At 38.6% G+C, this 24004-nt stretch carries 24 protein-coding genes; 13 read left to right on the top strand and 11 right to left on the bottom strand.

Annotated features, from left to right (window positions below; genetic code table 11):
* Positions 1 to 292 precede the first annotated feature (292 nt).
* From araA to AC1RJ8_RS07690, 5 genes are all read right to left on the bottom strand, one after another.
* A complete protein-coding gene (araA, locus tag AC1RJ8_RS07670; protein ID WP_492953635.1) occupies positions 293 to 1783 on the bottom strand; it encodes an L-arabinose isomerase in 1491 nt (496 codons plus the stop codon).
* Between the two features lie 410 nt (positions 1784 to 2193).
* On the bottom strand, positions 2194 to 2895 hold the full coding sequence (locus AC1RJ8_RS07675) for an L-ribulose-5-phosphate 4-epimerase (RefSeq protein ID WP_492953634.1): 702 nt from the start codon (positions 2893 to 2895) through the stop codon (positions 2194 to 2196).
* Positions 2892 to 4592, bottom strand: a complete 1701-nt coding sequence (locus tag AC1RJ8_RS07680) for a ribulokinase (protein WP_492953633.1) — start codon at positions 4590 to 4592, stop codon at positions 2892 to 2894. The genes AC1RJ8_RS07675 and AC1RJ8_RS07680 overlap by 4 nt, the downstream gene beginning before the upstream one ends.
* A 151-nt stretch (positions 4593 to 4743) precedes the next feature.
* Positions 4744 to 5616 carry an alpha/beta hydrolase gene (locus tag AC1RJ8_RS07685; RefSeq protein ID WP_492953632.1) on the bottom strand — a complete coding sequence of 291 codons (873 nt, stop codon included), beginning with the start codon at positions 5614 to 5616 and terminating at the stop codon, positions 4744 to 4746.
* A gap of 211 nt (positions 5617 to 5827) precedes the next feature.
* Positions 5828 to 6211, bottom strand: coding sequence for a winged helix-turn-helix transcriptional regulator (locus tag AC1RJ8_RS07690; RefSeq protein WP_426329523.1), 384 nt, complete (start codon positions 6209 to 6211; stop codon positions 5828 to 5830).
* Positions 6212 to 6293: 82 nt separating this feature from the next.
* On the opposite strand from AC1RJ8_RS07690, the gene AC1RJ8_RS07695 reads away from it, so the two are divergent.
* Both AC1RJ8_RS07695 and AC1RJ8_RS07700 read left to right on the top strand, forming a co-directional pair.
* Positions 6294 to 7040 (top strand): SDR family oxidoreductase, encoded by a 747-nt coding sequence (locus AC1RJ8_RS07695; protein ID WP_492953631.1) that lies wholly within the window; start codon positions 6294 to 6296, stop codon positions 7038 to 7040.
* Between the two features lie 132 nt (positions 7041 to 7172).
* Positions 7173 to 7529: a VOC family protein gene (locus AC1RJ8_RS07700; protein ID WP_492953630.1), complete on the top strand. Its 357-nt coding sequence runs from the start codon at positions 7173 to 7175 to the stop codon at positions 7527 to 7529.
* Between the two features lie 52 nt (positions 7530 to 7581).
* Here AC1RJ8_RS07700 and AC1RJ8_RS07705 read toward each other — a convergent pair whose 3' ends face one another.
* Positions 7582 to 8034, bottom strand: a complete 453-nt coding sequence (locus AC1RJ8_RS07705; protein WP_492953629.1) for a VOC family protein — start codon at positions 8032 to 8034, stop codon at positions 7582 to 7584.
* A gap of 219 nt (positions 8035 to 8253) precedes the next feature.
* On the opposite strand from AC1RJ8_RS07705, the gene AC1RJ8_RS07710 reads away from it, so the two are divergent.
* The 5 genes from AC1RJ8_RS07710 to AC1RJ8_RS07730 all read left to right on the top strand — a co-directional run bounded on the left by AC1RJ8_RS07710 (position 8254) and on the right by AC1RJ8_RS07730 (position 13932).
* Positions 8254 to 8604, top strand: coding sequence for a cupin domain-containing protein (locus AC1RJ8_RS07710; RefSeq protein WP_492953628.1), 351 nt, complete (start codon positions 8254 to 8256; stop codon positions 8602 to 8604).
* A 138-nt stretch (positions 8605 to 8742) separates the two neighbouring features.
* Positions 8743 to 8877, top strand: a complete 135-nt coding sequence (locus tag AC1RJ8_RS07715) for a DUF1963 domain-containing protein (protein ID WP_492953627.1) — start codon at positions 8743 to 8745, stop codon at positions 8875 to 8877.
* A 28-nt stretch (positions 8878 to 8905) separates the two neighbouring features.
* Positions 8906 to 10348, top strand: a complete 1443-nt coding sequence (locus AC1RJ8_RS07720) for a ligand-binding sensor domain-containing protein (protein ID WP_492953626.1) — start codon at positions 8906 to 8908, stop codon at positions 10346 to 10348.
* A gap of 881 nt (positions 10349 to 11229) precedes the next feature.
* Positions 11230 to 11637, top strand: a complete 408-nt coding sequence (locus AC1RJ8_RS07725; RefSeq protein ID WP_492953625.1) for a VOC family protein — start codon at positions 11230 to 11232, stop codon at positions 11635 to 11637.
* Between the two features lie 465 nt (positions 11638 to 12102).
* A complete protein-coding gene (locus tag AC1RJ8_RS07730; protein ID WP_492953624.1) occupies positions 12103 to 13932 on the top strand; it encodes an ABC transporter ATP-binding protein in 1830 nt (609 codons plus the stop codon).
* Positions 13933 to 14016: 84 nt separating this feature from the next.
* On the opposite strand, the gene AC1RJ8_RS07735 is transcribed toward AC1RJ8_RS07730, so the two are convergent.
* The 3 genes from AC1RJ8_RS07735 to AC1RJ8_RS07745 all read right to left on the bottom strand — a co-directional run bounded on the left by AC1RJ8_RS07735 (position 14017) and on the right by AC1RJ8_RS07745 (position 17717).
* A complete protein-coding gene (locus AC1RJ8_RS07735) occupies positions 14017 to 14922 on the bottom strand; it encodes a hypothetical protein (protein WP_492953623.1) in 906 nt (301 codons plus the stop codon).
* Entirely contained in the window at positions 14922 to 15950 is a 1029-nt protein-coding gene (locus AC1RJ8_RS07740; RefSeq protein ID WP_492953622.1) for a DGQHR domain-containing protein, read from the bottom strand. Before AC1RJ8_RS07740 ends, AC1RJ8_RS07735 begins: the two co-directional genes overlap by 1 nt.
* Positions 15951 to 16049: 99 nt before the next feature.
* On the bottom strand, positions 16050 to 17717 hold the full coding sequence (locus tag AC1RJ8_RS07745) for a reverse transcriptase domain-containing protein (RefSeq protein WP_493008041.1): 1668 nt from the start codon (positions 17715 to 17717) through the stop codon (positions 16050 to 16052).
* Between the two features lie 290 nt (positions 17718 to 18007).
* Between AC1RJ8_RS07745 and AC1RJ8_RS07750 the strand changes: the two genes are divergently transcribed.
* Together AC1RJ8_RS07750 and AC1RJ8_RS07755 are read left to right on the top strand one after the other, a co-directional pair.
* Positions 18008 to 18988, top strand: a complete 981-nt coding sequence (locus AC1RJ8_RS07750) for a BT4734/BF3469 family protein (protein WP_492953620.1) — start codon at positions 18008 to 18010, stop codon at positions 18986 to 18988.
* A gap of 213 nt (positions 18989 to 19201) precedes the next feature.
* Positions 19202 to 19879, top strand: coding sequence for a hypothetical protein (locus AC1RJ8_RS07755; RefSeq protein WP_492953619.1), 678 nt, complete (start codon positions 19202 to 19204; stop codon positions 19877 to 19879).
* A 169-nt stretch (positions 19880 to 20048) separates the two neighbouring features.
* Here the strand turns inward: AC1RJ8_RS07755 and AC1RJ8_RS07760 are convergent, their stop codons facing one another.
* Together AC1RJ8_RS07760 and AC1RJ8_RS07765 are read right to left on the bottom strand one after the other, a co-directional pair.
* A complete protein-coding gene (locus AC1RJ8_RS07760) occupies positions 20049 to 20636 on the bottom strand; it encodes a hypothetical protein (protein WP_492953618.1) in 588 nt (195 codons plus the stop codon).
* A 4-nt stretch (positions 20637 to 20640) separates the two neighbouring features.
* Positions 20641 to 21552, bottom strand: a complete 912-nt coding sequence (locus AC1RJ8_RS07765; protein WP_492953617.1) for a HEPN domain-containing protein — start codon at positions 21550 to 21552, stop codon at positions 20641 to 20643.
* A 375-nt stretch (positions 21553 to 21927) separates the two neighbouring features.
* On the opposite strand from AC1RJ8_RS07765, the gene AC1RJ8_RS07770 reads away from it, so the two are divergent.
* The 4 genes from AC1RJ8_RS07770 (at position 21928) to AC1RJ8_RS07785 (ending at position 23940) form a co-directional block, all read left to right on the top strand.
* Positions 21928 to 22248: a hypothetical protein gene (locus tag AC1RJ8_RS07770; protein ID WP_492953616.1), complete on the top strand. Its 321-nt coding sequence runs from the start codon at positions 21928 to 21930 to the stop codon at positions 22246 to 22248.
* Between the two features lie 6 nt (positions 22249 to 22254).
* On the top strand, positions 22255 to 22590 hold the full coding sequence (locus AC1RJ8_RS07775; RefSeq protein WP_492953615.1) for a hypothetical protein: 336 nt from the start codon (positions 22255 to 22257) through the stop codon (positions 22588 to 22590).
* A 135-nt stretch (positions 22591 to 22725) separates the two neighbouring features.
* Positions 22726 to 23100: a DUF695 domain-containing protein gene (locus tag AC1RJ8_RS07780; protein ID WP_493008042.1), complete on the top strand. Its 375-nt coding sequence runs from the start codon at positions 22726 to 22728 to the stop codon at positions 23098 to 23100.
* Between the two features lie 129 nt (positions 23101 to 23229).
* The gene (locus AC1RJ8_RS07785) at positions 23230 to 23940 is read left to right on the top strand and encodes a leucine-rich repeat domain-containing protein (RefSeq protein ID WP_492953613.1); all 711 of its coding nucleotides are present in this window, start codon (positions 23230 to 23232) and stop codon (positions 23938 to 23940) included.
* The last annotated feature ends 64 nt before the right edge of the window (positions 23941 to 24004 follow it).

Here is a 24004-nt window from a genome sequence, read left to right on the forward strand (position 1 = left end):
AAACGCTTACCAAGCTTTCTTCTTGTAATACTATTTGAAAGAAGAAAAATCAGTTTGATAAACCAAAGGAGATGACGATTTTTTGGTGGGATCTTTCAATGGTACTTATTTCAGGACCTATCCTGCTTAGTGTTGCTAAAAAGATCCTGAAACAAGTTCAGGAGGACGATCAAAGAGGATGACGATCAAAGGGGGGACGATCATAGAATGATGATTACAGAATGATGATTGCATAAAAAAGCCGATAACCCTAAGATTATCGGCTTTTTATTGAGCATTACTTTATTAAAAATTATTTATAAAAAACCTCATTCCAATGCAATTCATTTCTGAATTGATTGATTTTGGTATCGGCACCTATATTTACATATTCTAAGCCGGCAATATTCGCAAAATCCAATAAATGCTCGGTAGTTAAATTCTGGCTATAAGCGGTATGGTGGGCGCCACCAGCATAAATCCATGCTGCACAACCCGTTTTCATATCAGGTAGTGGTTTCCACAATACTCGGGCTACTGGTAAGTTTGGTAAATCATGTTCAGCTTCAACAGCTTTTACTTCGTTCACCAATAAACGGAAACGGTTGCCCATATCTATTAAAGATGCATTTAAAGCATCGCCACCAGCAACGTTAAAAACCAAACGCGCAGGATCTGCTTTGCCGCCAATACCTAATGGGTGAACCTCTAAACTCGCTTTACCACTTGCCAATGATGCATCAACCTCGAGCATGTGCGAGCCCAAAACCATTGAGTTTGCCGGATCGAAATGATAGGTATAATCTTCCATAAATGCATTTCCACCAGCTAAACCTGCACCCATTACTTTACAGGCACGTACCAAAGCTGCCGTTTTCCAGTCGCCTTCACCCGCAAAGCCATAACCATCGGCCATTAAACGTTGCGCTGCAATTCCAGGTAACTGGATCATACCATGTAAATCTTCAAAAGTATCAGAGAAACCTTTAAAACCACCGTCTTCCAGGAATTTTCTTAAACCCAGTTCGATTTTAGCTGCTTCGTAAACAGATGAATGCCTGGCACCGCCAACTTTTAAATCGGCAGTCATTTCGTAAGTCTCTTCATATTCTTTTAATAACGCTTGAATAGACTCCTCACTTATTTCATTAATTACTGCTACTAAATCACCTATACCATAGGTATTTACCGCGAAACCAAATTTCATTTCAGCTTCTACCTTATCGCCATCGGTAACGGCCACATAACGCATATTATCACCAAAGCGGGCGAATTTAGCACCTTGCCAATCGTGCCATCCTGCAGCAGCCCTGCACCAGGTATCGATCTGTTTAGCTACTTCTTCATCCTGCCAATGCCCAACAACTACCTTACGGTCTTTACGCATGCGCGAAACCATAAAACCAAATTCGCGGTCGCCGTGTGCACTTTGATTCAGGTTCATGAAATCCATATCAATGGTATTCCAAGGAATATCGCGGTTAAACTGCGTATGTAAGTGTAATAATGGTTTCTGCAAAACATTTAAGCCCCTGATCCACATTTTAGCAGGAGAGAAGGTGTGCATCCAGGTAATTACGCCGATACAGTTCTCATCAATATTGGCTTGTTGCAGGGTTTCAAAAATCTCTTCGGTTGTTTTTACAATCGGCTTGTACACTACCGAAACAGAAATACTTCCGTTCTGGTTTAACGAATCGGCCACTTGTTGGGCGTGCTCCGCTACTTGTTTTAAGGTTTCTTCACCGTACAAATGTTGCGTACCTGTGATGAACCAAACTTGTAACTTTTTTAAATCAATCATTACTATTTATGTTATTTTTAATTTATTCAATGTCATGGTCTGTGTCCTCACAGACCATTATGTATATCTTTTTAAAGCGTACCACTCTTCTTCCTCGGTCTGTGTCCTCACAGACCGAAATATTTTTTTGAAAAGCAAGGTTCCGTATTCCATCGGTTAGGATAGTCCTGCTTTCCGTTTTATCCCGATTTTACATCGGGATGCTCACTCCAATCAGGTTTAGCTCACTTAGGTAAACCTTACAATGTTAAACCCGACAGCAGCGACAGCTCCCGATTCTTCATCGGGACTATAGCGAATGGCGGGACTTTCGTTCCCCAAGCACCACTGTACCTGCTTTCCAAACTTATTATGCAACGCTATCTCTGCACCCAAGACTAAAGACTTTAGACTCGTGACTAAAGACTACCTTAAAGCTGTCCATAATAAGCACCATCACCATGCTTACGCTCGTAATGTTTTTCTATTAACGAATCTTTCAACTTTGGGGCTTTAGCATTAATTTGTTCCGTTAGCAAAGCCATTTGTGCCACAGTTTCTAAAACCGCACTGTTATAAACGGCTTTCTCGGCTGTTTTTCCCCAGGTAAAAGGAGCGTGGTTACCCACCAAAATCATCTCAAGTTCTTTATAGCTTAAACCCAAACTTTCAAAATGGTTCATGATCTGAAAACCCGTTTCGTACTCATAATTCCCTTTAATCATTTCATCAGCCATTGGTGGTGCACACGGAATATCGACTGTTAAATGGTCGGCATGGGTAGTTCCGAAAATTGGAATTGCCCTTTGCGCCTGTGCCCAGGCTGTGCCATAAGTAGAATGTGTATGTACAATCCCACCAATTTCTGCCCAGTGTTTATATAAAACCGCATGGGTTTTAGTATCCGACGAGGGGCGTAGACTTCCTTCAACAGTATTTCCTTCAAAATCTACAATCACCATTTTCTCGGGCGACAAATCTTCGTAAGGCACGCCGCTTGGTTTAATGGCAAAAACACCTTTTGATCGATCTGCAGCACTCACATTGCCGAAGGTAAAAAGTACCAGCCCTAATTTGGGCAACTGCATGTTGGCCTGGTAAGCCTGCTCTTTTATATCCTGATAGTTGCTCATGATAAATAAGGTTTTACATCTTTTTTATTGTATTTCTCCAGGTACCTGCCTAGCCCCAAATATTGTTGGTAATGCTGGCGGTAAAGTTTTTGTTTTTTAATATTTGGCTTGTATTCTTTCTCAAAGCCTGTTCCCATGGCCGCCATGGCTGCTTCGATATTTGGATAAACACCAGCTGCTACAGCCGCGAACATTGCCGCACCTAACGCACAGGTATGCTCAAAACGATGGATTCTAATGGGCATTTCCAATACATCTGCCATCATTTGCATAATATAAGCCGATTTTTTTGCTACACCGCCAATACCGATAATTCCTTTAACCGGAACGCCCTGTTCTTTAAAACGATCTACAATGGCTTTTGCACCAAAACAGGTGGCAGCAGCTAAGGCACGGAAAAACCGTGGCGCATCTGTTCCTAAACCTAAACCCGTTATAGCACCTTTAAGTTCCTGATTGGCATCTGGTGTTCTACGGCCGTTCAACCAGTCGATAGCCAGTTCGGCATAATCCCCCTCTGGTAAAGCATCAGCCTGTTTGCTTAAATTGGCGATTATTTTTCCTTCGAGCTCTGCCTTTAATGCAGTAGCTGTAGCTTCATCAATTACATCAGATTCAGTAAGCAAATGGTTTAATGGCCAGCTGATTAAATTTTTGAACCAGGCATAAACATCACCAAAAGCAGATTGACCAGCCTCTAAACCTGCCATACCCGGAATTACCGAGCCATTAACCTGTCCACAGATCCCATTAATCAATTTTCCATGTAAATCCTGGTTTGGTGCAACCAAAATATCGCAGGTACTCGTACCCATTACTTTACTCAGGTAGTATGGCTCAATTTGTCCGCCAACTGCCCCCATGTGTGCATCAAATGCACCAACACCAACAACTACATCTGTACTTAAGCCCAGTTTAGTTGCCCATTCCTCGCTCAGTGTTCCCGCAGCAACATCAGAAGTATAGGTATCGGAGAATAATTTATCTCTAAAGCCTGCTAAAAGCGGATCAAGACTACTAAAGAAATCTTCAGGAGGTAAGCCGTTAAACTCTTCTGCCCAAAGTGCTTTATGCCCGGCGGCACAACGGCTACGTTTCATTGCTGTAATGTCGTTTCCACCACAAAGTAAAAACGGAACCCAGTCGCAATGTTCTACCCACGATGCCGCACCTTTTTTAATAGTCGGATCAACCCTTAATATGTGTAATAATTTAGACCAGAACCATTCTGATGAATAAATGCCACCTACATATTTAAGATAATTGGTACTGAATTTAGTAGCGTGTTCATTAATTTCTGCGGCTTCTTTAACTGATGTATGGTCTTTCCAAAGCACAAACATGGCATTTGGATTTTCTTCAAAATCTTTGGTCAGGGCAAGGGGAGTACCCGTTGCATCAACAGCCACCGGACTTGACCCAGTTGTATCAACCGAAATTCCCTTTACCAGATGTGCAATATCGGCACCACCTGCTTTTGTTAAACAATCTTTTATAGTGTGTGTTAAACCTTCAATATAATCTAACGGATGCTGGCGGAACTGATTAACAGCCGGTTTACAATATAAACCTTTCTGCCATCTTGGATAAAGAAAAACAGACGATGCTATTTCCTTTCCGTTTGCGGTATCGACTAGAACTGACCGGACAGAATCTGTCCCGTAATCCACTCCAATTACATAGTTTGCTGTGCTCATAACAATAAATAAATGTCTAATTAACGTTTATTTTTTTGAATTAAAAAATTTTATTACTTTTTTAATCAAAAACCTTCATTTTAACGTTTTAGTAGCATGATTTTGTATACAGGTTTTGCATTCCACTCCTGTCGGATATTTTTTCTAAACCCTATTCTTTTTTCACTACCGGATATAAAAATTTAAAAGAATTGGACACCGCCTGGTGCATAATCGTAGCATGGTTCTCCTGTGGTAAAAAATCAAAATATACCCGCACATTTTTGTTTTTGAGACCTTTAATTTTTTCAGTCAGTAAATTTGCATCTACTTCCATCACCCTGGGTATTTCAGTTGGTGTAAGGCCTTCTTTACCTACACCAATGTAAACATCGGTTTCTTGCTTAAACGTATTTTCCTTTAATTCGGAATCCTGATTCAACAACGAAGCGTTATCCCACCACAAACTCGGACTAATAATAATGTATTTATTAAAAAGTTTAGTTTTTTTGATTAGGATTTCAGTAGCCAGCAAACCGCCTAAAGATTGCCCAATAAGTGTTTTGTTCGCATTCGTTTTATATTTTGATTGAATGTACGGCTCAAGCTCTTTTTCAATGAACGAAATAAATTTATCCGAATGGCCTGTTGTAGGATATCTTTTCTTGTCGCCCTCGATTGAGGTAGGGAAAGTAAAATCCCGTTTCCGGTCTACAGTGGCAATGCCCACCACAATTGATTTAGGCAGCTGATTTACCCATTCGAAACTATTAAACTGCACAAGCCCTACAATATGGATAAAATCTTCGTCTGCAGAACCATCAAGCAGATAAATTACCGGATATTTTGTGGTATCGTTTTGTTTATAGCCTTCGGGAAGATAAATGTTCAGGATTCTTTTCTCAGCCAGTTCTTTTGATTGGATTTCTTCTATTCGCCCCAAGACAAAGGCTTTACTTTTATCGCTTTCATTTGTCCTGTTTTTTTGTCCAAAAACTACTGCCGTAAAAAAAGTTAAAAGAAGAATTAAAAATGTTTTATTCATATGTTACTTATAGGGTATTTGGTGCATCAAGCTGTGCTTAATTTGTCTGCCATTTTTTTGGAAAAATACAATTTTCATTTGGCCCGATAAAATTGATCTCAATAAGATAATGCGCTCTTAGTCAATTTGGCTAACACAAAGATAGATTTGCTTAGGCACGTTCTTTTAAGATCATGGAACTTTGCATCGATAAAAATTGTTAGCCATTAACCTAATCAGCAGTTCCCTTCAAGCGTTGCCTGTGGCTTTTGCCCCACCTGATCATTTCCAGGATGATGCCGCCAAAAGATTGGCAGTATTCAGTGGAAGTATATTCAATACTTACAGGAGTATCGTCTATCACTGTTCTTTTGATCAGCTGGTTTGCCGTCATTTCCTTTAATTCCTTACTCAGCATCCGCGTGGTAATTCCCGGAATGCTTCTTTCAATATCCCGGAATCTTTTATTTCCATTACAGATGGAATTGATGATCGGCAGTTTCCATTTGCCCCCGAGCACATAAAGTGTATCCTGTAAAGCTTGTACCTCTTCTTTTTGGTTGCGTGGATTAGACAGCACCTCTGTTGCAATCTGGATTGTTTTTTCTGTTTCCATAACTGGTATACTCTGTTATACTGACTACAAAAGTATACCAATACAACCATATTTTTGCAGGTATAAAATTTATTTTTTTATCATGAACAATTTAACAGGAAAAAAAGCGCTGATAACCGGCGGAAATAGCGGCATCGGTTATGCCACCGCAAAAGAATTAAAAGCACAGGGTGCAGAGGTGATTATTACCGGAAGGAGGAAAGATGCCGTTGAAAAGGCTGCTTCAGACCTTGGTGTGATAGGATTGGTGGCAGATCAGAGCCAGATTACCGCAATTGAAGGATTAGCGAGTGAGGTAGGAACAATCTTTGGTAAAATTGACATCCTGTTTATTAATGCGGGTGTAGTGGAGCAGAGCAGCATTGCAGATGCTACTGAAAAAAGTTTTGATAACATTTTTGGTGTTAATTTTAAAGGTGCATATTTTACTTTGAGCAAATTTATCCCATTGCTGAATGATGGTGGTTCTGTGGTATTCCTTTCTTCTAATACCGCACACATGGACGGGGCAAACAGCTCAATTTACTCTTCAAGCAAAGCAGCACTGAACTCGGTGATGCGTATTGCAGCGGTAGAGCTTGCACCACGCCAGATCCGGGTGAACAGTGTGAGTCCAGGCCCTATCGCTACAGAAATCATGAACAAAATAGGACTGAGCGAAGAACAGTTAGCAGGCATTAACCAGTGGCTGATCGGCCGTATTCCGCTCGGCAAAATCGGAAAATCTGAGGATGTGGCCAAAATGGTTACCTTCTTTTGTGGTGATGCTGCCACTTATATTACAGGGGCAGAAATCGTAATGGACGGGGGCATGAGCCTGAAAGCCTAAGGCGAGATGGTTAAAGGTACAGGCGAAGGCTTGTCTGTACCAGTAACTAGGAAAGCATCTTGAAACCAAAACAATAATTTTTTGGGAGGCAAGCCCATTTATAGGTATTTTTGCTGATCAAGCAACATATTTATGAGCAATACGCCACAGAAGTTAAAGCACCAGCAGGTGCAGTACCTTGAATTTCTTTCCCGCGACCTTGAAAAGGTCAAAGCATTTTATACATCGGCTTTTGGATGGGTTTTTACCGATTACGGGCCTGAATATACTGCTTTTGAAGGGGATTTTGTAGATGGTGGTTTTACCATTGGAGCGCCGTCGAAAGGAAGTATCCTGGTTGTACTTTACTCACAGGATTTAGAAGGAACCAGAACAAATGTGATTCAAGCAGGCGGCGTAATTTCAAAAGAAATATTTGCTTTCCCTGGCGGTCGCCGGTTTCAATTCCTTGATCCGGATGGTTATGAGCTTGCCGTGTGGTCTTTATAAGGATGGGACCGATGCGCTATCCTTTAAAAGAAGCCACGGGTTATCAATTTCATCATTTTTTGTGAAGTTCCTGCGCAAGCCCGATCAGAAGACCTTCTGATCCCCTGATGTAGCAGAGTTTATAGGTGTCTTCATATTGAACAACTTCACCAACCAATGTGGCGCCGTGTTTTTGCAGTCTTGGCAACAACTCGTCGATATCTGAAACCGTAAACATTACACGCAGGTAGCCAAGGGAATTAACGGGTGCTTCGCGGTGGTCTGAAATGGTAACCGGAGCAATAAACTGTGAAATTTCAAGGCGGCTATGGCCGTCGTGGGTAACCATCATAGCAACTTCCACGTGCTGGTTGCCCAGCCCGGTAACCTTACCTGCCCATTCTCCCTCGATTGTTGCCTGGCCTTCAAGTTTCAGTCCGATTTCGGTGAAAAAAGAGATTGCATTGTCGAGCGATGCCACAACAATGCCCATATTATCCATTCTGATCAATTGGTTCTGTTCCATAACGTATTTGGTTATCATTTAAAATTAAGGAATTTCACAAAGCTAATCGATGCTTTATAGAATAAATTGTATAAATCGGAACAGCGGGTATGATATTTATTATGTGCACCGGGTGCCCATCTATCTTTGAGTTAGTGATGAGTCTGGTACTAAAGATGTAATTGCATGTTAATATGCTTTGAATTAAGAAATATGTAATTTTAAGGCTAAAATAAAAACATGATCAGGACCATACCTCAGCTTACCGTGATTGATATTGAGCAGGAGATCGCTGGCGTCAGCAGCTACAAAAATATTCCGCTTTCCCTCTTTAACGACCATGTTGTAAGGGTTGGGGTAATGACGGAGTCCTTTTACTGGCACTACCATCCAAATAGTGATGAAACCTTTATGGGCATTGAAGGCACTTTATTAATTGATCTTGAAGACCGTACGGTTGAGCTGAAACCGGGACAGCTATTCACCATTCCTGCAATGGTTAAGCACTGTACAAGACCGCTTAATGGATGTTCGGTGAACCTTACCTTCGAACTAGCTGAAATGGAAACGGTGAGATGTGATGCAAGTTGATCATTGTATTTTGGTTGATGCCAGTCTTGATAAACATAGCAGCAAATAATTTTGAGTAATCAAACGAATGGTATATCTTTCATGATCTATTTTATCTAATACACTCAACTAAAACCCAATGCCAAGGATTGACGGCTGTTGCTACAGATCGATAGCAATGAGGAAAACGATTATATGTGGGGAGACAGCGGCAGACTGTATTTCCGGATCAAAGAAGTGGATCTTGCAGCAAAGCAGTTTGAGAAAACCTGGTGTATACTCCAAAGTTATTAACCTTATAAAAACAAAAAATAAAATTATTGTGAAAAAGACACTCTTAGTTATTGCCTTAAGCCTGTTTTCAATCCTTCTGAATGCACAGAGCCTTTACCCTGAAAAGTTTGAAGACTGCAAACTCTCCGAATTCTGCCTGGATTGCGGAAATCCACAGGCGCAGCCGCCAAAGACAGTGTTTCAGAATATCTTGCGTGGTATCGGCGAAAAAAACCTTTTAACGCTCAAAGGTACGCTGGAAATGCAGATCCTGGTCAATCAGGAAGGCAAGCCCTGCCTGTTAAGCATCGATAACAAGACCAACATAGGTTCAGCTGAACTCGGCATCAGGCAATCGGTCAATGCTACTGAAAACTGGACACCTGCAATAGATGGCTCGAAAAAGGCAAACAGCTCGGTATCGCTCATGATGGAATTCGTAGATGGGAAATTCAGGGCCAAACGCAGAACATTTAATTTTACTAACCAATCCAATATGAAAGCCACGGGTACTCCCGACCGGAAGGGAAGTGAACGGGCAGCGCTTAGTGAGGGCTGGAAAGTATTTACACAGGGCAACTCCGAACTGCCCTGGGATATGAGCAGGGCTGTGGCAGCTGATTTAAAGGGCGACATCTGGATCGGAACGGATAACGGGATTGTGAAAATATCAGAAGGCAAATGGCAGCACTTTAATTCTGGAAATACCATTGTCTCCGCAACGAAATACAACAAGGCCCAGACGGAGTCGGTCCGGGACATGGCGGTTGATCAAAAGGATAATAAGTGGTTTGTGATCGGCTATGATGTTTACCGCTACGATAACCATGTTTGGACCAAATTCGATTCACTTAATTCACCCATTAACTGGGCAAGAAATATCGTAGTCGACCCTAAGGGGAATATTCTTTTCACCTCTTGGGATGGGGTAGCCAGGTTTGATGGCAGCAAATGGAGCGTGATGAACAAAAAGAACTCGAAGTTGCCATCTGATAGGGTTCTGGGCGTGTTTGTGGACAGCAAAGACCGCACGTGGATCGGTACTTTTGAGGGCAACGTTGTTATTGAAAAAGGTAAAACCACTGCTTTAAACGATAACTCGTCACCACTATCAAAAGCTTACATTTCCAAGATGTGGGAAGATAAAAAAGGCAATCTCTGGTTTTCGCTCTATAATGAAAAAGGCGCAGAAGCAGGAATGTATATACTTTCTCCCGACGGAAAATGGCAGCGTTTATGGAGCGATGCCCTAACAATGTTTGCCGGAAATAGCATCAATGATTTCTTTTTGGATGAAGAAAAAAATACCTTATGGCTCAGTCAAAACAACATAGGCATCATTAAATACGACATAGCAGGCAAAAAGACCGAAATCTATACCACTGAAAATTCTAATGTTCCCAGTGTCAATATCGAACGGATCGCAAAGGATCGAGAGGGTGCAATCTGGGCAGCAACCTTTGCCGGAATAATCAAAACAACATTAAAATAAGAGACTAAGTTACCTCATTATGCTTGAAGCATATCTCCTAACTTTTCCGCCTGATCCTTTATTCTGTGGATACAAAGCTGTAACACATGGGGCCTATCCAATATTGGTTTCTTCGGCTCTAGATCAGGTGGGGCTGGAGGATAAATTATCTGTAAGACATGAAATGTTTGAACATTAATATCAGGATATTTTATTCGAGAAAAGCCATTGTTATGGACTGTCCCGCAATGGCTTTTTATTTATACAGATTACTAAACGTTATGATCGGCTGTTAAAGTTTCACCTTTCTTACAATGGCCTTAATTCCGCGTTTGTAAAAAAACAAAATCCCGTTTGCCCTTTAATTTTGGTCATTCCATTCTCAACAGCCATAATTTTAGTATATTAGGTTAATCAAAAAGGGATGATCACCCAAATCAATCCATCTGATTAAAAATCCTCAAAAAAATATTAAAAAGTCCACCTTCATGCCACCTTTAGCCCACGTTTAGGCCACCTTCCGGCCAGGCTTGCGTGGTACTTACTTGCACACTGCTTTGTACTTACTTCGGTTGAGTTGTAGTCTTGTTCTAGATCAGGTTGGTCAAAGATTTGCGTCGCTTTAGGTTGGCAGGCTAACAATAGCTAAATAAGAGGTAAAGAGAAAGTTATTTTAAGGTATGGTTGGTGTATGGCTGTGTCGGAGCAGCCAGGATCATTCACTAAGAATAACTGTAGAATGTACCGTTTAGATAGGATGGAAGCGGCCAATGCAGCCGATTTCATGTTTGCTCTGCATCAATATATTCTTTAGGAATATTTACGAAAAAAAATCATCAGCCCTGACAAACAGTTGTCATAAGCCCCCAATAACTTCGCTGCATCATCAAAACCAATTAGCAATGAATTTAATATCAACACGCATTATCACCGATCAGGTAGCGGCACTTATCCATTTTTATGAACAGGTAACAGGCTTAACCGCCACCAGGTACACGCCCGATTTCGCCGAACTGAAAACCAAAACCGCAACTTTGGCCATTGGCAGCACCCGTACTTTACAGTTTTTTGGTGGTAACCATGTGGCGCAGCCCGCACAGAACCTTAGTGTGATTATCGAATTCAGGGGGGATGATGTACAGCAACTTTTCGATCAGCTGGCTGCTTCTTTAAAAGGTGCCGTGGTACAAGAACCTACTATCATGCCCTGGGGCAATCAATCTTTATTATTAAGAGATCCCGATGGCAACCTGGTGAATCTGTTTACCCCGGTAACGCCCGAAGCTGTAGAGAAGTTTAAGGGTAATTAAGAGGCCGAGAATAATCGTTATCCAATAGCTATCGGATGAGAAAAGGCTTTCAGCCGACAGCCTGTCCCAAACGAGGGAAGCAATCTTTCGTCATCTCGACCGCAGTGTTCCAAAGGAACTCCTTTGGAGGAGAGATCTTTTAACACAGTTCAAAGATTTCTCCATTCCACTGCGTTCCAGTCGAAATGACGCCCAATTTTAGAAATCTTTTATTGATCGCTTCTCAAAGGATCTGAAGAGTTAGTACGATGGGGCTGTTTGTACCAAAAGTTTTAAATCTGTTGCTTTGGAAAATAACCAATAAGCATTTTTCATCACCAGTATAAACCTCCAGACTAACCTGCTTAAATAGCTCAAAATATTTAAAGTATTTTTGATGTTGATCCGTCTTCACTACCATAATCCTGTTTGGTATTACAACAGGCATTAAAAAAGGAATATATCCCAACGATCAACATCAAAATAATGGCAAGAAAACAGTTAAACAGCGGAAATGCACCGGGCGTTGAATTAGCAAAAGCAAAAATAACCAGAGAAAGTTTGGGCAACGTTGCCCGTTTACTTACTTATTTAAAACCTTATCGTGGTAAATTTATTGCTGCGCTGTTTTTTCTATTCTTGTCCAGTTTGGTTGGGCTGGCCTTTCCATCTTTTATCGGCGCCTTAATTGATACAGCACAGGGCAAACACACCAACAGTTACCTGCCAGGCACCATACAGGGCATTTTAATGTTGGCTTTTGTAGTATTGGCCTTGCAGGCAGTAGTGTCTTATTTTAGAATATTATGGTTTGTTACGGTAGCCGAACGCTCCCTGGCCGACATCAGGCGCGACACTTACTTCAAATTGATCACCCTGCCCATGAATTTCTTCTCGAACCGCAGGGTAGGTGAACTGAACAGCAGGATCTCTGCCGACCTTTCACAGGTTCAGGATACGTTAACCACCACCATTGCAGAGCTGTTGCGGCAGCTGGTGCTGTTTGTAGGCGGTGTCGTTTTTATGGCCATCATATCGAAAAAGCTGGTTTTTGCCCTGCTTTTGGTCTTGCCCGTGATGATTGTATTTGCGGTGCTGTTTGGCCGTTTTATCAAAAAGATTTCGCGCCAGGCGCAGGATAAAATGGCCGAATCAAACAGTATAGTGGAAGAAACCTTATCGGGTATTGCCAATGTAAAAGCTTTCGTAAACGAGGCATTCGAGGCCACGCGTTACCGGAACACCATCCGCGAGGTAGCCGATATTGCCATTAAGGGCGCAAAATTCAGGGGCATGTTTGTTTCCTTTATAGTGCTGTGCGTTTTTGGTGGGGTACTGGCCGTAATCGGATATGGCTGCGTGCTGGTTAGTCAGCATGAAATCACCTTTGGCGAACTTTTAAAGTTTTCATTATATGCGATGTTCCTCGGCAGTTCGCTGGGAAGTTTTCCCGAACTTTTTGCCAACCTGCAAAAGGCTGTTGGGGCCAGCGAAAGGGTACTGGAAATATTGGGAGAGCAGGGCGAAGCCGTTTCCATAAACGAAAAGGACCAGGTAACGAGCCAAAAAATAACGGGGAATCTCGCTTTTAATCATGTCAATTTTGCCTATCCTTCACGGCCGGAAGCAGCCGTATTAAGCCAGGTATCTTTCGAGGCCAAAGCCGGACAAAAAATAGCCATAGTAGGTCCGAGTGGCTCGGGCAAATCGACCACAGCAGGATTGATACTACAATTTTACCATCCGCAAAGCGGCGAAATCCTGTTCGATGGCAAACCAGCCGCTGCCTATTCGCTTACGGATATCCGGAACCAGATCGCTATTGTTCCGCAGGATGTAATGTTATTTGGCGGAACGATATTGGAAAACATTGCATACGGCAAGTTAACGGCTACCAAAGCAGAAATTATACAGGCCGCTAAACGGGCAAATGCACATGATTTTATCAGCGCATTTCCGGAAAGTTACGGCACCATAGTTGGAGAACGTGGGGTAAAACTATCAGGCGGACAACGGCAGCGCATTGCCATTGCCCGGGCACTGTTAAAAAACCCGTCTATATTAATTTTAGACGAAGCTACTTCTTCGCTCGACTCCGAATCGGAACGCCTGGTACAGGAAGCCCTGGAAGAATTAATGAGCGGCCGCACCTCTATCATCATCGCACACCGTTTATCCACCATTCGTGAAGCAGACCGGATCCTGGTGATGGAAAAGGGACAAATTATTGAATCGGGCACCCATCAGGAACTCATCAGCCGTGAACAGGGTTTGTACCTGTATTTGAGCGGCTTGCAGTTTGAGGTGCAGGCGTAAAAAAGGAATATAAAAGAATTTTATAGGCGAACTCCATCGCTCAATTAATATCAGAAAGCAGGTAGATTCGAATTAGTATTGTCTCTAAACTTTAATTGGAAAAATTTCTTCAACAAGTATTTCATTGAATTTCAACCAATCTGCTAAAAACGCCATAAGCCAATCACTTATAAATGGATATCTTACTTTGAGTGGCTCTAATCTATTATTCATATTACGAATATAATAACTTTTATACTCAGCATTATGGTTTGCTATGTAGTTCAGGACATAACTAACGACTCTAATTCTTGCAGTAGCGATTTTTAATGCTCTTTTAGCAAAATTTGGAGGAATTGGCACTGAATCTTTTTCACCTAAAAATGGGGATCTACTGTTATCTTTGATGATTTTCAGAAAATCACTATTACGTATATTCAATTCATAATAAAACTTATCAGTATGTGATAAATAATAGTTTATTGCATTTCTTAATCGGTGTTCGGATCCATATCCTTCTAGTCCTTCAAATGTGGAAAGCCCTAAATTCCATATTCTATCAATCTGTTCTTTTTTATATTCCGGTACATTATTATTATGATAAATGTGGAACTGTTCGTCGTGAGAGTTACTCGATGAAGCGTACTTCGTAAGTTTGACTTCCTTTGTGTTATAATTCACAATCTCACATTTAACATCATAAGCAGTAAAATTTAATTGTAATCTATTTAATGCCTGTACAGAGAAGAAACTACTGTAATAAGAGCTCACAAAACTCCAATTGAACAGCCCTTTTTTCATCAATAAATCAGCAGCAACAATATTTAATACACTTTTTGTTAGAAGCCTTTCACAATCGTATAAAATAAAATTGTTAACGTCGTTGACTATTAGACCACCTTTGAAATCGGTGCCTTGACTTTTTAAGCCTTCTTTATAATCTTTGAAAGTGTATGTATTTGTTTCTGCATTACAATCTTTAAAAGCAATTGCTATTTCTGATAAATTCATTATTCCTCAATACGGATTGTTGAATTATTATCTTTAATAGTTGACTTTAAATCTGAAATTAATGCTTTTGCTAAGTTGTCCTGAGCCTTAAAACCACTACCAAATTTTCCGCTACTAAAATCAAAACTATTAACAAGTTCAAGCACTTCAATAGTATTATTTGTGCTGAATGATTTCTTTTGTTGCGTTACTGTAACAAAAATTTCATACATAGCTTTCATGATACCTCCAAAAATCGCTGATTTAAAGAACACAGCCTTTTCCCATTGAGGTAAATAGACAGCCTTAATTGATTTGAAAAAGATCTTAAAGATAATGTATTGTTGTTCGAAACCGTATTCTTTGAACTTACCATTTTTATGATCAACATATTCTAAAAGGCTAGCTTTAAACGCGGCTAAAGAAACCCCTTGACTTCTCTCTCCTACGGTATTCACCTTTTCAAAGAATGGACTATCTGTCTCTTCATTGAGTCTTTTAGCGATTTCAACAGCACGACGTTCCCCCAAGTTAGAAATACCTTCATCATCAAAATTATCGATTTCACCTTCAGTTAAATCTAATAGATCTAAATATAATGAAGTTGGAACTCCTTTTTGTGTTGAATTAATTTTAATAAAGAGTTTGGCTTGCTCGACCACATCCAATTCAACAGTTGCCACAACTGGTAGCAATATTTTGGGATCTGCATGATAAGTTCCAATTACTCGATGTTGCCCATCGATAATAAAACCAATTGAGGCTTCATCTTTCAGTGTTAATTCACCTTTTTTTTCATCAAAAGAATAATTTCCCTTATCAATATTTACTAATATGGAGTTCGGAATGATTCCATTTTCTTTTTGAAGATAATTTTGCATATTTTTAATTCTGCTACTTCCAAAAGATCTCTGATAGCCCTCATCATTAGTTATATTATCATCTTTTCGTCTTGATATATCAAAATTATTATATAGAATTTCCGCTGGTACAACAAAAACAAACATTTGCTGCTTGTTCTGTATCAATTTTATTGTTTGAACTTTCATTGTGAATTGGTTGTTAATTTAAATCGGTAATAAGCAATCTCGGATTGGTTGCAATTTAAGCATAAATCTTATTTTCAGCTTAACAATATTTCGATTAACTCATGCTTTAGGCCTATCAAGCAAGCTAAAGAATGAATGAGGATATTTCGGTTTTAATATTTCAAGATCATCTTCTTTTTCTACTGGAACATTTTCAATATTTCTAGATTTAAAATAATTACGAAGTCTAGATATTGTTTTCTTTCGAGAGGAATCTAATTTTTTTAATTGAGTACGCGTAAATTTATTGTTCTCAATCAACTTGAAACCAGCACCCCAACACATTTTAACTCGTTCTTTTTTATAATTGTTGATATCTACATTGCCTACAGCCATTGATATCAGTTTAGTTTCAAAACTCCTAAGAATTGCAAACTCCTGATTAACAAGGGCTAAGTCACTTATCTTATCGAGTTTTTTTATTGTTTTTACAAGCTCGTTGTTATGCTTTGAAACTTGTTTATCTAGTGAAGATTTTCGAATTTTCAAATCTCCATCAAAATTGACCATATAACCGAGAAAACTTACCCAGGGAGAATGAGGACAATTAGAATCGTTTTTTTTTGACCAATAGTAAACGTCTCTTGATTTTATATTAGAACCCCAAAATTCTTTGCAATACTTTAATTTTAAATTGGGGGGATCGTGTGGAATTAACTTTAGCGCTGAAAGATTTTTAAAATATATGCCAAACAATCTTTTGCACTCATCTGCGGAGGAATGAATGATTACCATATCATCACAATAACGTAAATACAAATAGATTTTGTTCCATTCGTTTAAATCTGTTACTGCAACATCTAGTGGATGCATGATGATATTGACAATTAAGCCTGATAATGCGCCTCCTTGAGGAATTCCAATTCTTTTATTATCTAATTTGCCATTATTAAATTCATCCTCAAATTCTGCACTCCATCCAAATTGACCATCAAAATCATTCATGTGATGCCAATAGTCTTTTTCTTTGTTTAATGGGAATACTTGCTTATTAAATGCATAACAAGCTAAGTATGCTTGAAATATACTTTTAGCTTTTTTGTCTATATATATACCGTCCGCATTTAGGACATTTTCTATTTCTTTATATGTCGATATAACAACCCCATGATCTACGCAATCAAAAAATTTTTTGATGTCACATTCCGAAACATAAAGAGCAGTATCTTCATTTTTTATCCTAAAATTTCTCATTTGCTCTACAGCGTCGTTATATGTCGGTCCTGCCATAAAACTATTTCTTGACCTAAAAGCAAATGAAGAATCTAGAAATATATTATCGAAAATTTTCGTGAGATATTTATTAGTTATGCTTAATATAATTTTATCTCTCAGCTTGAATTTTGCCAATGGCCTTCTAACGATGTCTGTTTTATGATATGGTGGTTTTCTCGCTGGTATAATTAACGGCGTGTCGAGTATAAGTTCGTGACTCTGGAAGACATAAATTCTTAAGTCAAAAATAAATTTTCTTAAATTTTGATACCAAATCGGTGTATCTAGAAAACTAATTTGCTTGCTATAAAACAAACGATGAATTTGATAAACTCTATTTTTTATTGATTGTTGGTTCAACTCTATAGATGACTCAAATCTCTTTCTATAAGAATGCTTACTAGGTCTAGACCACTCTTTTCTGGGTGGCATCAAATCGCTTACAACCTTTATCTCCTCTCTCTTTAATTTATCTTTGACAGTAAAATGATTTCCCATCAGGAATTTATCCAAATAGGAATTTTTATGGATGTAAAAAGCTATTTTTGACCTGGAAATTATCAGCTGATTAACTACATTATGAAAGTCGAAATACACATCAAACTCTTTCATAAAGAAAAAAGAGGGCAGCGGCTAAAGGAATTACTTCGATATTGTGGTTGGTTTGAAACCATGATTCTCCAGTTAAGATTTTTGCCTTACGCGTATTAGCCTATCAAAAAATAAGCCGAGTTTTAAATAACTTCTATAAAGAGTTCGCTACCCTCGCCATAAATGTATTACTTTTATTTCTATTTAAATATATGGAAGAAAATTTAATTGTTGGTTTTTATCCAAAACCTTTTAAGCATGTGTATAGGGAAGCAGGAATTAAGGCCGTCTTAGAGAGTTTTGGCTCTGGTATATTTAAATCGAAAATATTAACTGCTCGAGAATTGTATGATAGGAAAGAATATGAGAAATATACGTTATATAAAAACAATTTACCTGCTTTAACATTTTCTGGAATATTTTCTCCGACAAGAACAGCAGCAAATATTATGCAGTACAGTGGCTTAATAGTCATGGATATTGACAAAATTGGCGAGGGTATTAGCATTTTGATTTCTAAATTATCAAATGATAAATATGTGTTATCTGCGTGGCTTTCCCCTTCAGGCGACGGAATTAAATTTTTAATAGTAAATGGTCTAGAGCCCAAAGATCATAAGGATGTTTATAAAGGTGCTGTAGAGTATTTTAACTCTACTTACAATATTAAATTGGATACATCTGGTTCTGATATGTCTAGGCTTTGCTTTGTATCGTATGATCCCGATATAAAGATTAATTTTAAATGCGAACCTTTCATTAAAATACCAAATAAAGAAGTCGTTGTTAAAGAGTTAAAAAAGGCTAATATTGATTTAGTTAAAAATACGCATTCAACAGATTATTCTAAAAATGATGAAATTTCCAAACGCACATTAAAGAGGATTTTACATTATTTACAAAAAAGAGGTTTATCCATTACAGATACTCACGAAAACTGGATTAGAGTAGCTTATGCAATAAGTAACTCTTTCAACTACAATACGGGCGTAAACTATTTTTTAGATTTGTGTCGTTTAGATGGAATACGTCATAATGAAGAATTAAGTGAAAAACTAATAAAAACATGTTATGGAGGAGGTATTTCGCAAAGTAGCTTCGCAACAATTCTTTACATTGCTCAAGAAAAAGGATATGATGTGGGATTCAATGCAAAAGTTAATGTAAAGAGAAAAAAATCAATTGATAAATAATAATGGATAACTAGATAATTGACAATTATATTGACTCTAAAAACAAAACCTCTTTATGTCTTGTCCTGAAATAGCTTGCGATTAATACCTACCTTCGCATGGGAAGATATAGATATGATCAATTTCTTTAAAAGGGCACTTCGTTACATCAAATCAAAGTTCAATTTAAACATTTTTTTAAGTGTACTGGCAATTTTGGTATCATTACTCACAATGTATTATCAATTTTTTAATACTAAACATGAACTCCTTTACGCCTTTATGTTCCCTTCGATTGACGAAAAATTGACAATCCCCATTGTATACAAAAACAATGGTAATCAAAATGAGCTAATTTTAGAGTCCAATATTGAACTTGAAATCATTCCTGATGACGGATCGGAGAAATATTTCAAGAGAATTGGTGATGAAAATAAAACTCACTTTCCCTTAATAATTGCACCAGGTGATTATAAAGTAATCAACTTGTTAGGTGACTATAAGGAATATTTTAAGGGAATGATGGAATATGGTCCGACTGGGCTGAAATACAGGGAGGTTGTTAATCTTGATACACTTTCGATTGTCATCACCACAAAATTTGTTGCTGGAGATGGAATTGCTCAGACCAGACGGAATCTAGGTAAAATAACCTTCCGAAAAGATAAATCATTCGACAGGATTGATATTAATCCCATCAATCTAATCGAACTTGAAGCGGATGAAGACATCGTAATGACAGCGGGATCAGTGGTAAATGCTGGATATAACATGAAATTCAATTTTTCAGATTCGTTGACAAATGACCAGATTGAACAGATTAAGTTTATGGTCAATGTAATAGGGGATACCATTATAAGAAAAGAGCTGATCAAGGTTTTGAAAAAAAACAAAATAGATTATCCGAAGTGATTGCAATAACAATGCTCCCAAAGCTAATAAAATACTTTAAGTGGTTAATTCTAACCATTGGCAAAACGTCAAAACAAGAACACTTACAAATGCATTATTACCGTTACCGCTCGGATTCTGAACTCAGCTTTGTTAGGCCCTTCGTTCAGTCGGGACGGAAAATTATGTTTTAATTACCCTCTTTTAAACGCTCACTAATCAGCCATGTAGCCTCGAACAGCTTGACCAATTGTTCGTAAACGGTGATGACTTCAGATTTGGACAGGCTTTCTTCTATGAAGGAGCTGCTCAGTGCATTGTGAAGCCATGTGTTCAGGATTTTTTTGTACCCGTCGAGTTTATAGATCCTGAACATTTTCTTTAATACAGATGAAGGCTTTACGATCTCCCGAATGCTCAGATTTCCAGGATAGTCCCGTAGCTTCTTCCTTTCCGTTTTGATGTACCATTTTGCGAGTTCACTTTCCTGTTTGTCATTGAAGTGAAGTTTGCCAGGCTTATGGCACTTTAAGAGCCAGGCGGCTTCTATCAGCTTTATGGTCAGTTCGTAATGATAGACCAGGCTGTCTGGACTACATTTTTTTGCTTCTTCGGATTCGAGCGCAGCATCGTTTCGCCAGCGTTTCAGCATCTTCAAATGATTGGGCAACCATGAGTAACTGAAAAAATCGTTTACCACTTTTACCGGATCTGTTATTTCATCATTGTTTAGATAAACGATCCTGTTATCAGATATTTTTTTTGTTAGCTTCTTCATAATATCAAATATTGGCATGTAATATTTTTTCGATCTGTACATGATCAGCATTTTTTAAGGCTGCATAATCTGATGCCGATTTGGCCAGCAGTTCTATTTTTTCGTTGCACATCTCTTTTGCCAACAAAAGAAAAGATGCGACCCGTTGATAAAGACGCTCCGCATCCTGCCGAGAAACCGTAAAATCATCTCTGTAACGCGAACCAGAATAACTTTTTGCCATGATATCAAATAAGCGCTCATCTTCGGGAGTGGACATGAAAAGTTGAAAAGGGCGTTCGGAAAAGCACTGGCACAAACGGAGCAGGCGGTAGAGGTTATGGAACTCCGAACGGTAGGCGATATGAACCCTCACCAGGCAGATACAAGCCTGTTCTACGGCCTGATGGAGCATAAAGGCGCATATTCCAAACTGTTCATTCTCCAGGCATTCGGCTGCGCACATCAGAAATCCGTCAGCTAGCAGTATGCGATGTTCATAATGTCTTATTGCCTTAATTGCGCCCTTAGCAGGAATATAAGGAGGGAGCAGGTCGCCATCTAATAGTCCGTCCTTATTGTAGAGCAGTTTTCCATAGGTAAGCACGCTGATAAAAAAGCGGCTGTTTTGCTGTACTGCGTCCATAACCGATTGCTTGCCATGGGAGATGATGGTAGTTGTGCCTTGCCGATAACTGGTATTGGCGAAATCCTGCATTTCATAATCTATTCGGGTTGCCGTTTCGGTAACTACCAATAGGCAATGGTGAGATCTGAAATAGTGTTGACCATCATTAAAGCAGCCTTGGGAATTATGCGTATAGCTGTTCTGCGAAAAGCTGAAGATCTGGAGTGGTTCGAACTTCTGGGCAAGCTGTTGGATAAACGCCCTAAAATAGACAGCGTGTTCGGCTTCTGGTGATAATTGTGGTTCCATATTGATCTCATTTAAATTTCTTTCAAATGAGTCTTGGAAGTGGAAGGCACAAAATAAGGCGTGAAACCCACTTCCCGTCTTAGTGGCCCTGAGAAGCCTTGGATACGGAAAAGCAGGCTCACGCCTATGACGTGAGCACTACACTTACCTCTCGTATCCATTTGAAATTTCTCAGGTTTCTAAGACGAGACTCGAAGTGCGAATGCTTCAATATTTTGTGAAGTAATCGCTAAAAATAATTCTTTATTCTTTCATACCCAAACGTAGTGAAAAGTACACACAAAAACAAACTATTAGTATTTTTAAATTTACTAATGGTTCTTTTTTATAAATGAATAGTAATCTATTGACGACTTTAGTTATAAACGTAGTAATATGGCTAATTGGAAGAACAACAATAATAGTCCCGAAAAAGACCTTTCGTCAATAGGCGCAATGTTTGAAACCAACAAGATTAAAAAGATGTATGATATTTCGGAATTATACCCAACTAAGATCATCAAACTTTTAGGTATCAATTCAGAAAGATATTCTGTAAAACTGGCCGATCCTGAAAAGTTTACAGTTTCTGAAATCTTGCGCTTGGCTTATATTTTAAATATCGATCCTAATTTAATCGTCAATGTGATACAGGTTGAAACAGAAAAAAAGATTATAAGTAAGATCAGCGTAAATAAAACTAAGCATACTAGGTAGAACAATATGTGGACACCGATTTCATTAGCTGAATTAGAAGAATGGATCTCAAGGGGAGAATCAAAACTCGAAGGTGAGCCATTGAACTTTTGGAACCTGATTAAAATTGCGCCCAAGAAATGGCAGGAAACAGCATATGGAAGCGAGGGTGGAGGATTTTGGGTGGTCGCAATTTTCGGAAATGCGGTAGTTTTTTACAATGACATTGAGGAAGGCTTTAACGTCTCAACATACCAGACTTTTGGATATATTAGTGAATATTGGTCTGAACAGAGCGAACTTGATTGGATAGTTAAACTGCTTTACAGGAGGATCAACGAGGAAAAGCAAAAGACCACGTAACTAACAATAAACCCCTAAAAATTGAACTTTTTAAACAAGTTTTTTGGAAACAAACCTCCTGTGGTTGACTGGAAGATGGTAAAGTATTCGGATCAGATATATCCGAAACATTCTTTTACCCTCTTAAAGCTAACCATGCCAAACGGTGAACTAGGAACAGGGTGGGTTGATAAATCATATAGAAAGTACGAATTCAAAGAATTTTGCCCTTATCATATCGGGATAAGTATTGATCTCACTGATAAAGTTGCCCAGAATAATCCTGACTTGGATATGGGAGCAATTGAGGATTTCTTCTCAGATGAATTGAAGAGGATATGCATTTGCCACTTGGTTTCCAGGCTGGTATCAGATAGAGGAATGGAAATCGAATGTTATTCGGAAAAGAATGAACCTATCGAGCAATTTTTAAGAAAGGTTAGTCTGGCAGAAAACAGATTGGTAACTTTCACTTACGAAATTGACTTCGATCCCAAATGGCAGCGAGTAAATCGGTTGTTAAGTTTATAATAGATTATATTTATGTTTCGCCGAATTAAAATATCCTTACTTTCACACTAATGGGAAACAAAGTAGCATGCCTTTTATTTGTGAATTAATGAAGTTAATTATTCCGACCATAACCGTAAATAGAAAAAAATGAGAATAGAAATTTTGATAATACTTTTTACGTTTAACATTTTAGGACATAAGGACGAGATTAAATTTGAGAATCCAAATTTCGAAAGAATAGTATTAAGCAAATATCCAGAAATTGACTTAAACAGTAACAGAAGGATTGAGGTAAATGAAGCTGATCAAATAAAAACGCTTGACCTAATGGGACAAGATCTTGTAAATGTTAATGACGTAAAATATTTCAAGAACTTAGAACAACTATTAATAACAAATAATAAAATTAGTGGATTGAAACTTGATAGTTTAAAGTTCCTGACAGACATCTATTGTGCTAAAAATGCTTTAAGAGTATTTGAAATTTCAAATATGCCAGCTCTAAAACAAATTAGTTGTGGCTTAAATCAACTGACTCACGTGAATATAAAAAATTGTCCAAATTTAGAGTCATTGAATATGATGGACAACCAACTTAATAAAATCGACCTAAGTCAATTTTATAGGCTTAAGTACTTGATATTAGACAACAATAAATTAAAGACTCTTGAATTATCGAATAACCCAGAATTAATTCAAATAACTGTGAATGGAAATGATATTAAAGCAATTGATATTACAAAAAACCAAAACCTTAAAATGAATATAATATATGTTGACGAGGGTGTAAACATTGTTGGTACTGAAAGCCAAATGAAGAATTATAAGAAAGTTCCGCCAATTATTCAAAGTCAGTAAATCCCCCTCTGTCCGTTAGCGTTAAGCATAGCGTCTCTACGGATATTAGAATAAAATTGAACTT

Source organism: Pedobacter sp. GW822-FHT03F06 (assembly GCF_058801365.1).

Coding starts and splice junctions, on each gene's coding strand:
- AC1RJ8_RS07700 (WP_492953630.1), top strand. CDS start 7,173: ATGAGCAATACGCCACAGAAGTTAAAGCACCAGCAGGTGCAGTACCTT.
- AC1RJ8_RS07775 (WP_492953615.1), top strand. CDS start 22,255: ATGTGGACACCGATTTCATTAGCTGAATTAGAAGAATGGATCTCAAGG.
- AC1RJ8_RS07690 (WP_426329523.1), bottom strand. CDS start 6,211: ATGGAAACAGAAAAAACAATCCAGATTGCAACAGAGGTGCTGTCTAAT.
- AC1RJ8_RS07685 (WP_492953632.1), bottom strand. CDS start 5,616: ATGAATAAAACATTTTTAATTCTTCTTTTAACTTTTTTTACGGCAGTA.
- AC1RJ8_RS07680 (WP_492953633.1), bottom strand. CDS start 4,592: ATGAGCACAGCAAACTATGTAATTGGAGTGGATTACGGGACAGATTCT.
- AC1RJ8_RS07750 (WP_492953620.1), top strand. CDS start 18,008: ATGGAAGAAAATTTAATTGTTGGTTTTTATCCAAAACCTTTTAAGCAT.
- araA (WP_492953635.1), bottom strand. CDS start 1,783: ATGATTGATTTAAAAAAGTTACAAGTTTGGTTCATCACAGGTACGCAA.
- AC1RJ8_RS07780 (WP_493008042.1), top strand. CDS start 22,726: ATGCCAAACGGTGAACTAGGAACAGGGTGGGTTGATAAATCATATAGA.
- AC1RJ8_RS07730 (WP_492953624.1), top strand. CDS start 12,103: ATGGCAAGAAAACAGTTAAACAGCGGAAATGCACCGGGCGTTGAATTA.
- AC1RJ8_RS07785 (WP_492953613.1), top strand. CDS start 23,230: ATGAGAATAGAAATTTTGATAATACTTTTTACGTTTAACATTTTAGGA.
- AC1RJ8_RS07675 (WP_492953634.1), bottom strand. CDS start 2,895: ATGAGCAACTATCAGGATATAAAAGAGCAGGCTTACCAGGCCAACATG.
- AC1RJ8_RS07705 (WP_492953629.1), bottom strand. CDS start 8,034: ATGGAACAGAACCAATTGATCAGAATGGATAATATGGGCATTGTTGTG.
- AC1RJ8_RS07695 (WP_492953631.1), top strand. CDS start 6,294: ATGAACAATTTAACAGGAAAAAAAGCGCTGATAACCGGCGGAAATAGC.
- AC1RJ8_RS07735 (WP_492953623.1), bottom strand. CDS start 14,922: ATGAATTTATCAGAAATAGCAATTGCTTTTAAAGATTGTAATGCAGAA.
- AC1RJ8_RS07760 (WP_492953618.1), bottom strand. CDS start 20,636: ATGAAGAAGCTAACAAAAAAAATATCTGATAACAGGATCGTTTATCTA.
- AC1RJ8_RS07770 (WP_492953616.1), top strand. CDS start 21,928: ATGGCTAATTGGAAGAACAACAATAATAGTCCCGAAAAAGACCTTTCG.
- AC1RJ8_RS07755 (WP_492953619.1), top strand. CDS start 19,202: ATGTATTATCAATTTTTTAATACTAAACATGAACTCCTTTACGCCTTT.
- AC1RJ8_RS07710 (WP_492953628.1), top strand. CDS start 8,254: ATGATCAGGACCATACCTCAGCTTACCGTGATTGATATTGAGCAGGAG.
- AC1RJ8_RS07765 (WP_492953617.1), bottom strand. CDS start 21,552: ATGGAACCACAATTATCACCAGAAGCCGAACACGCTGTCTATTTTAGG.
- AC1RJ8_RS07725 (WP_492953625.1), top strand. CDS start 11,230: ATGAATTTAATATCAACACGCATTATCACCGATCAGGTAGCGGCACTT.
- AC1RJ8_RS07740 (WP_492953622.1), bottom strand. CDS start 15,950: ATGAAAGTTCAAACAATAAAATTGATACAGAACAAGCAGCAAATGTTT.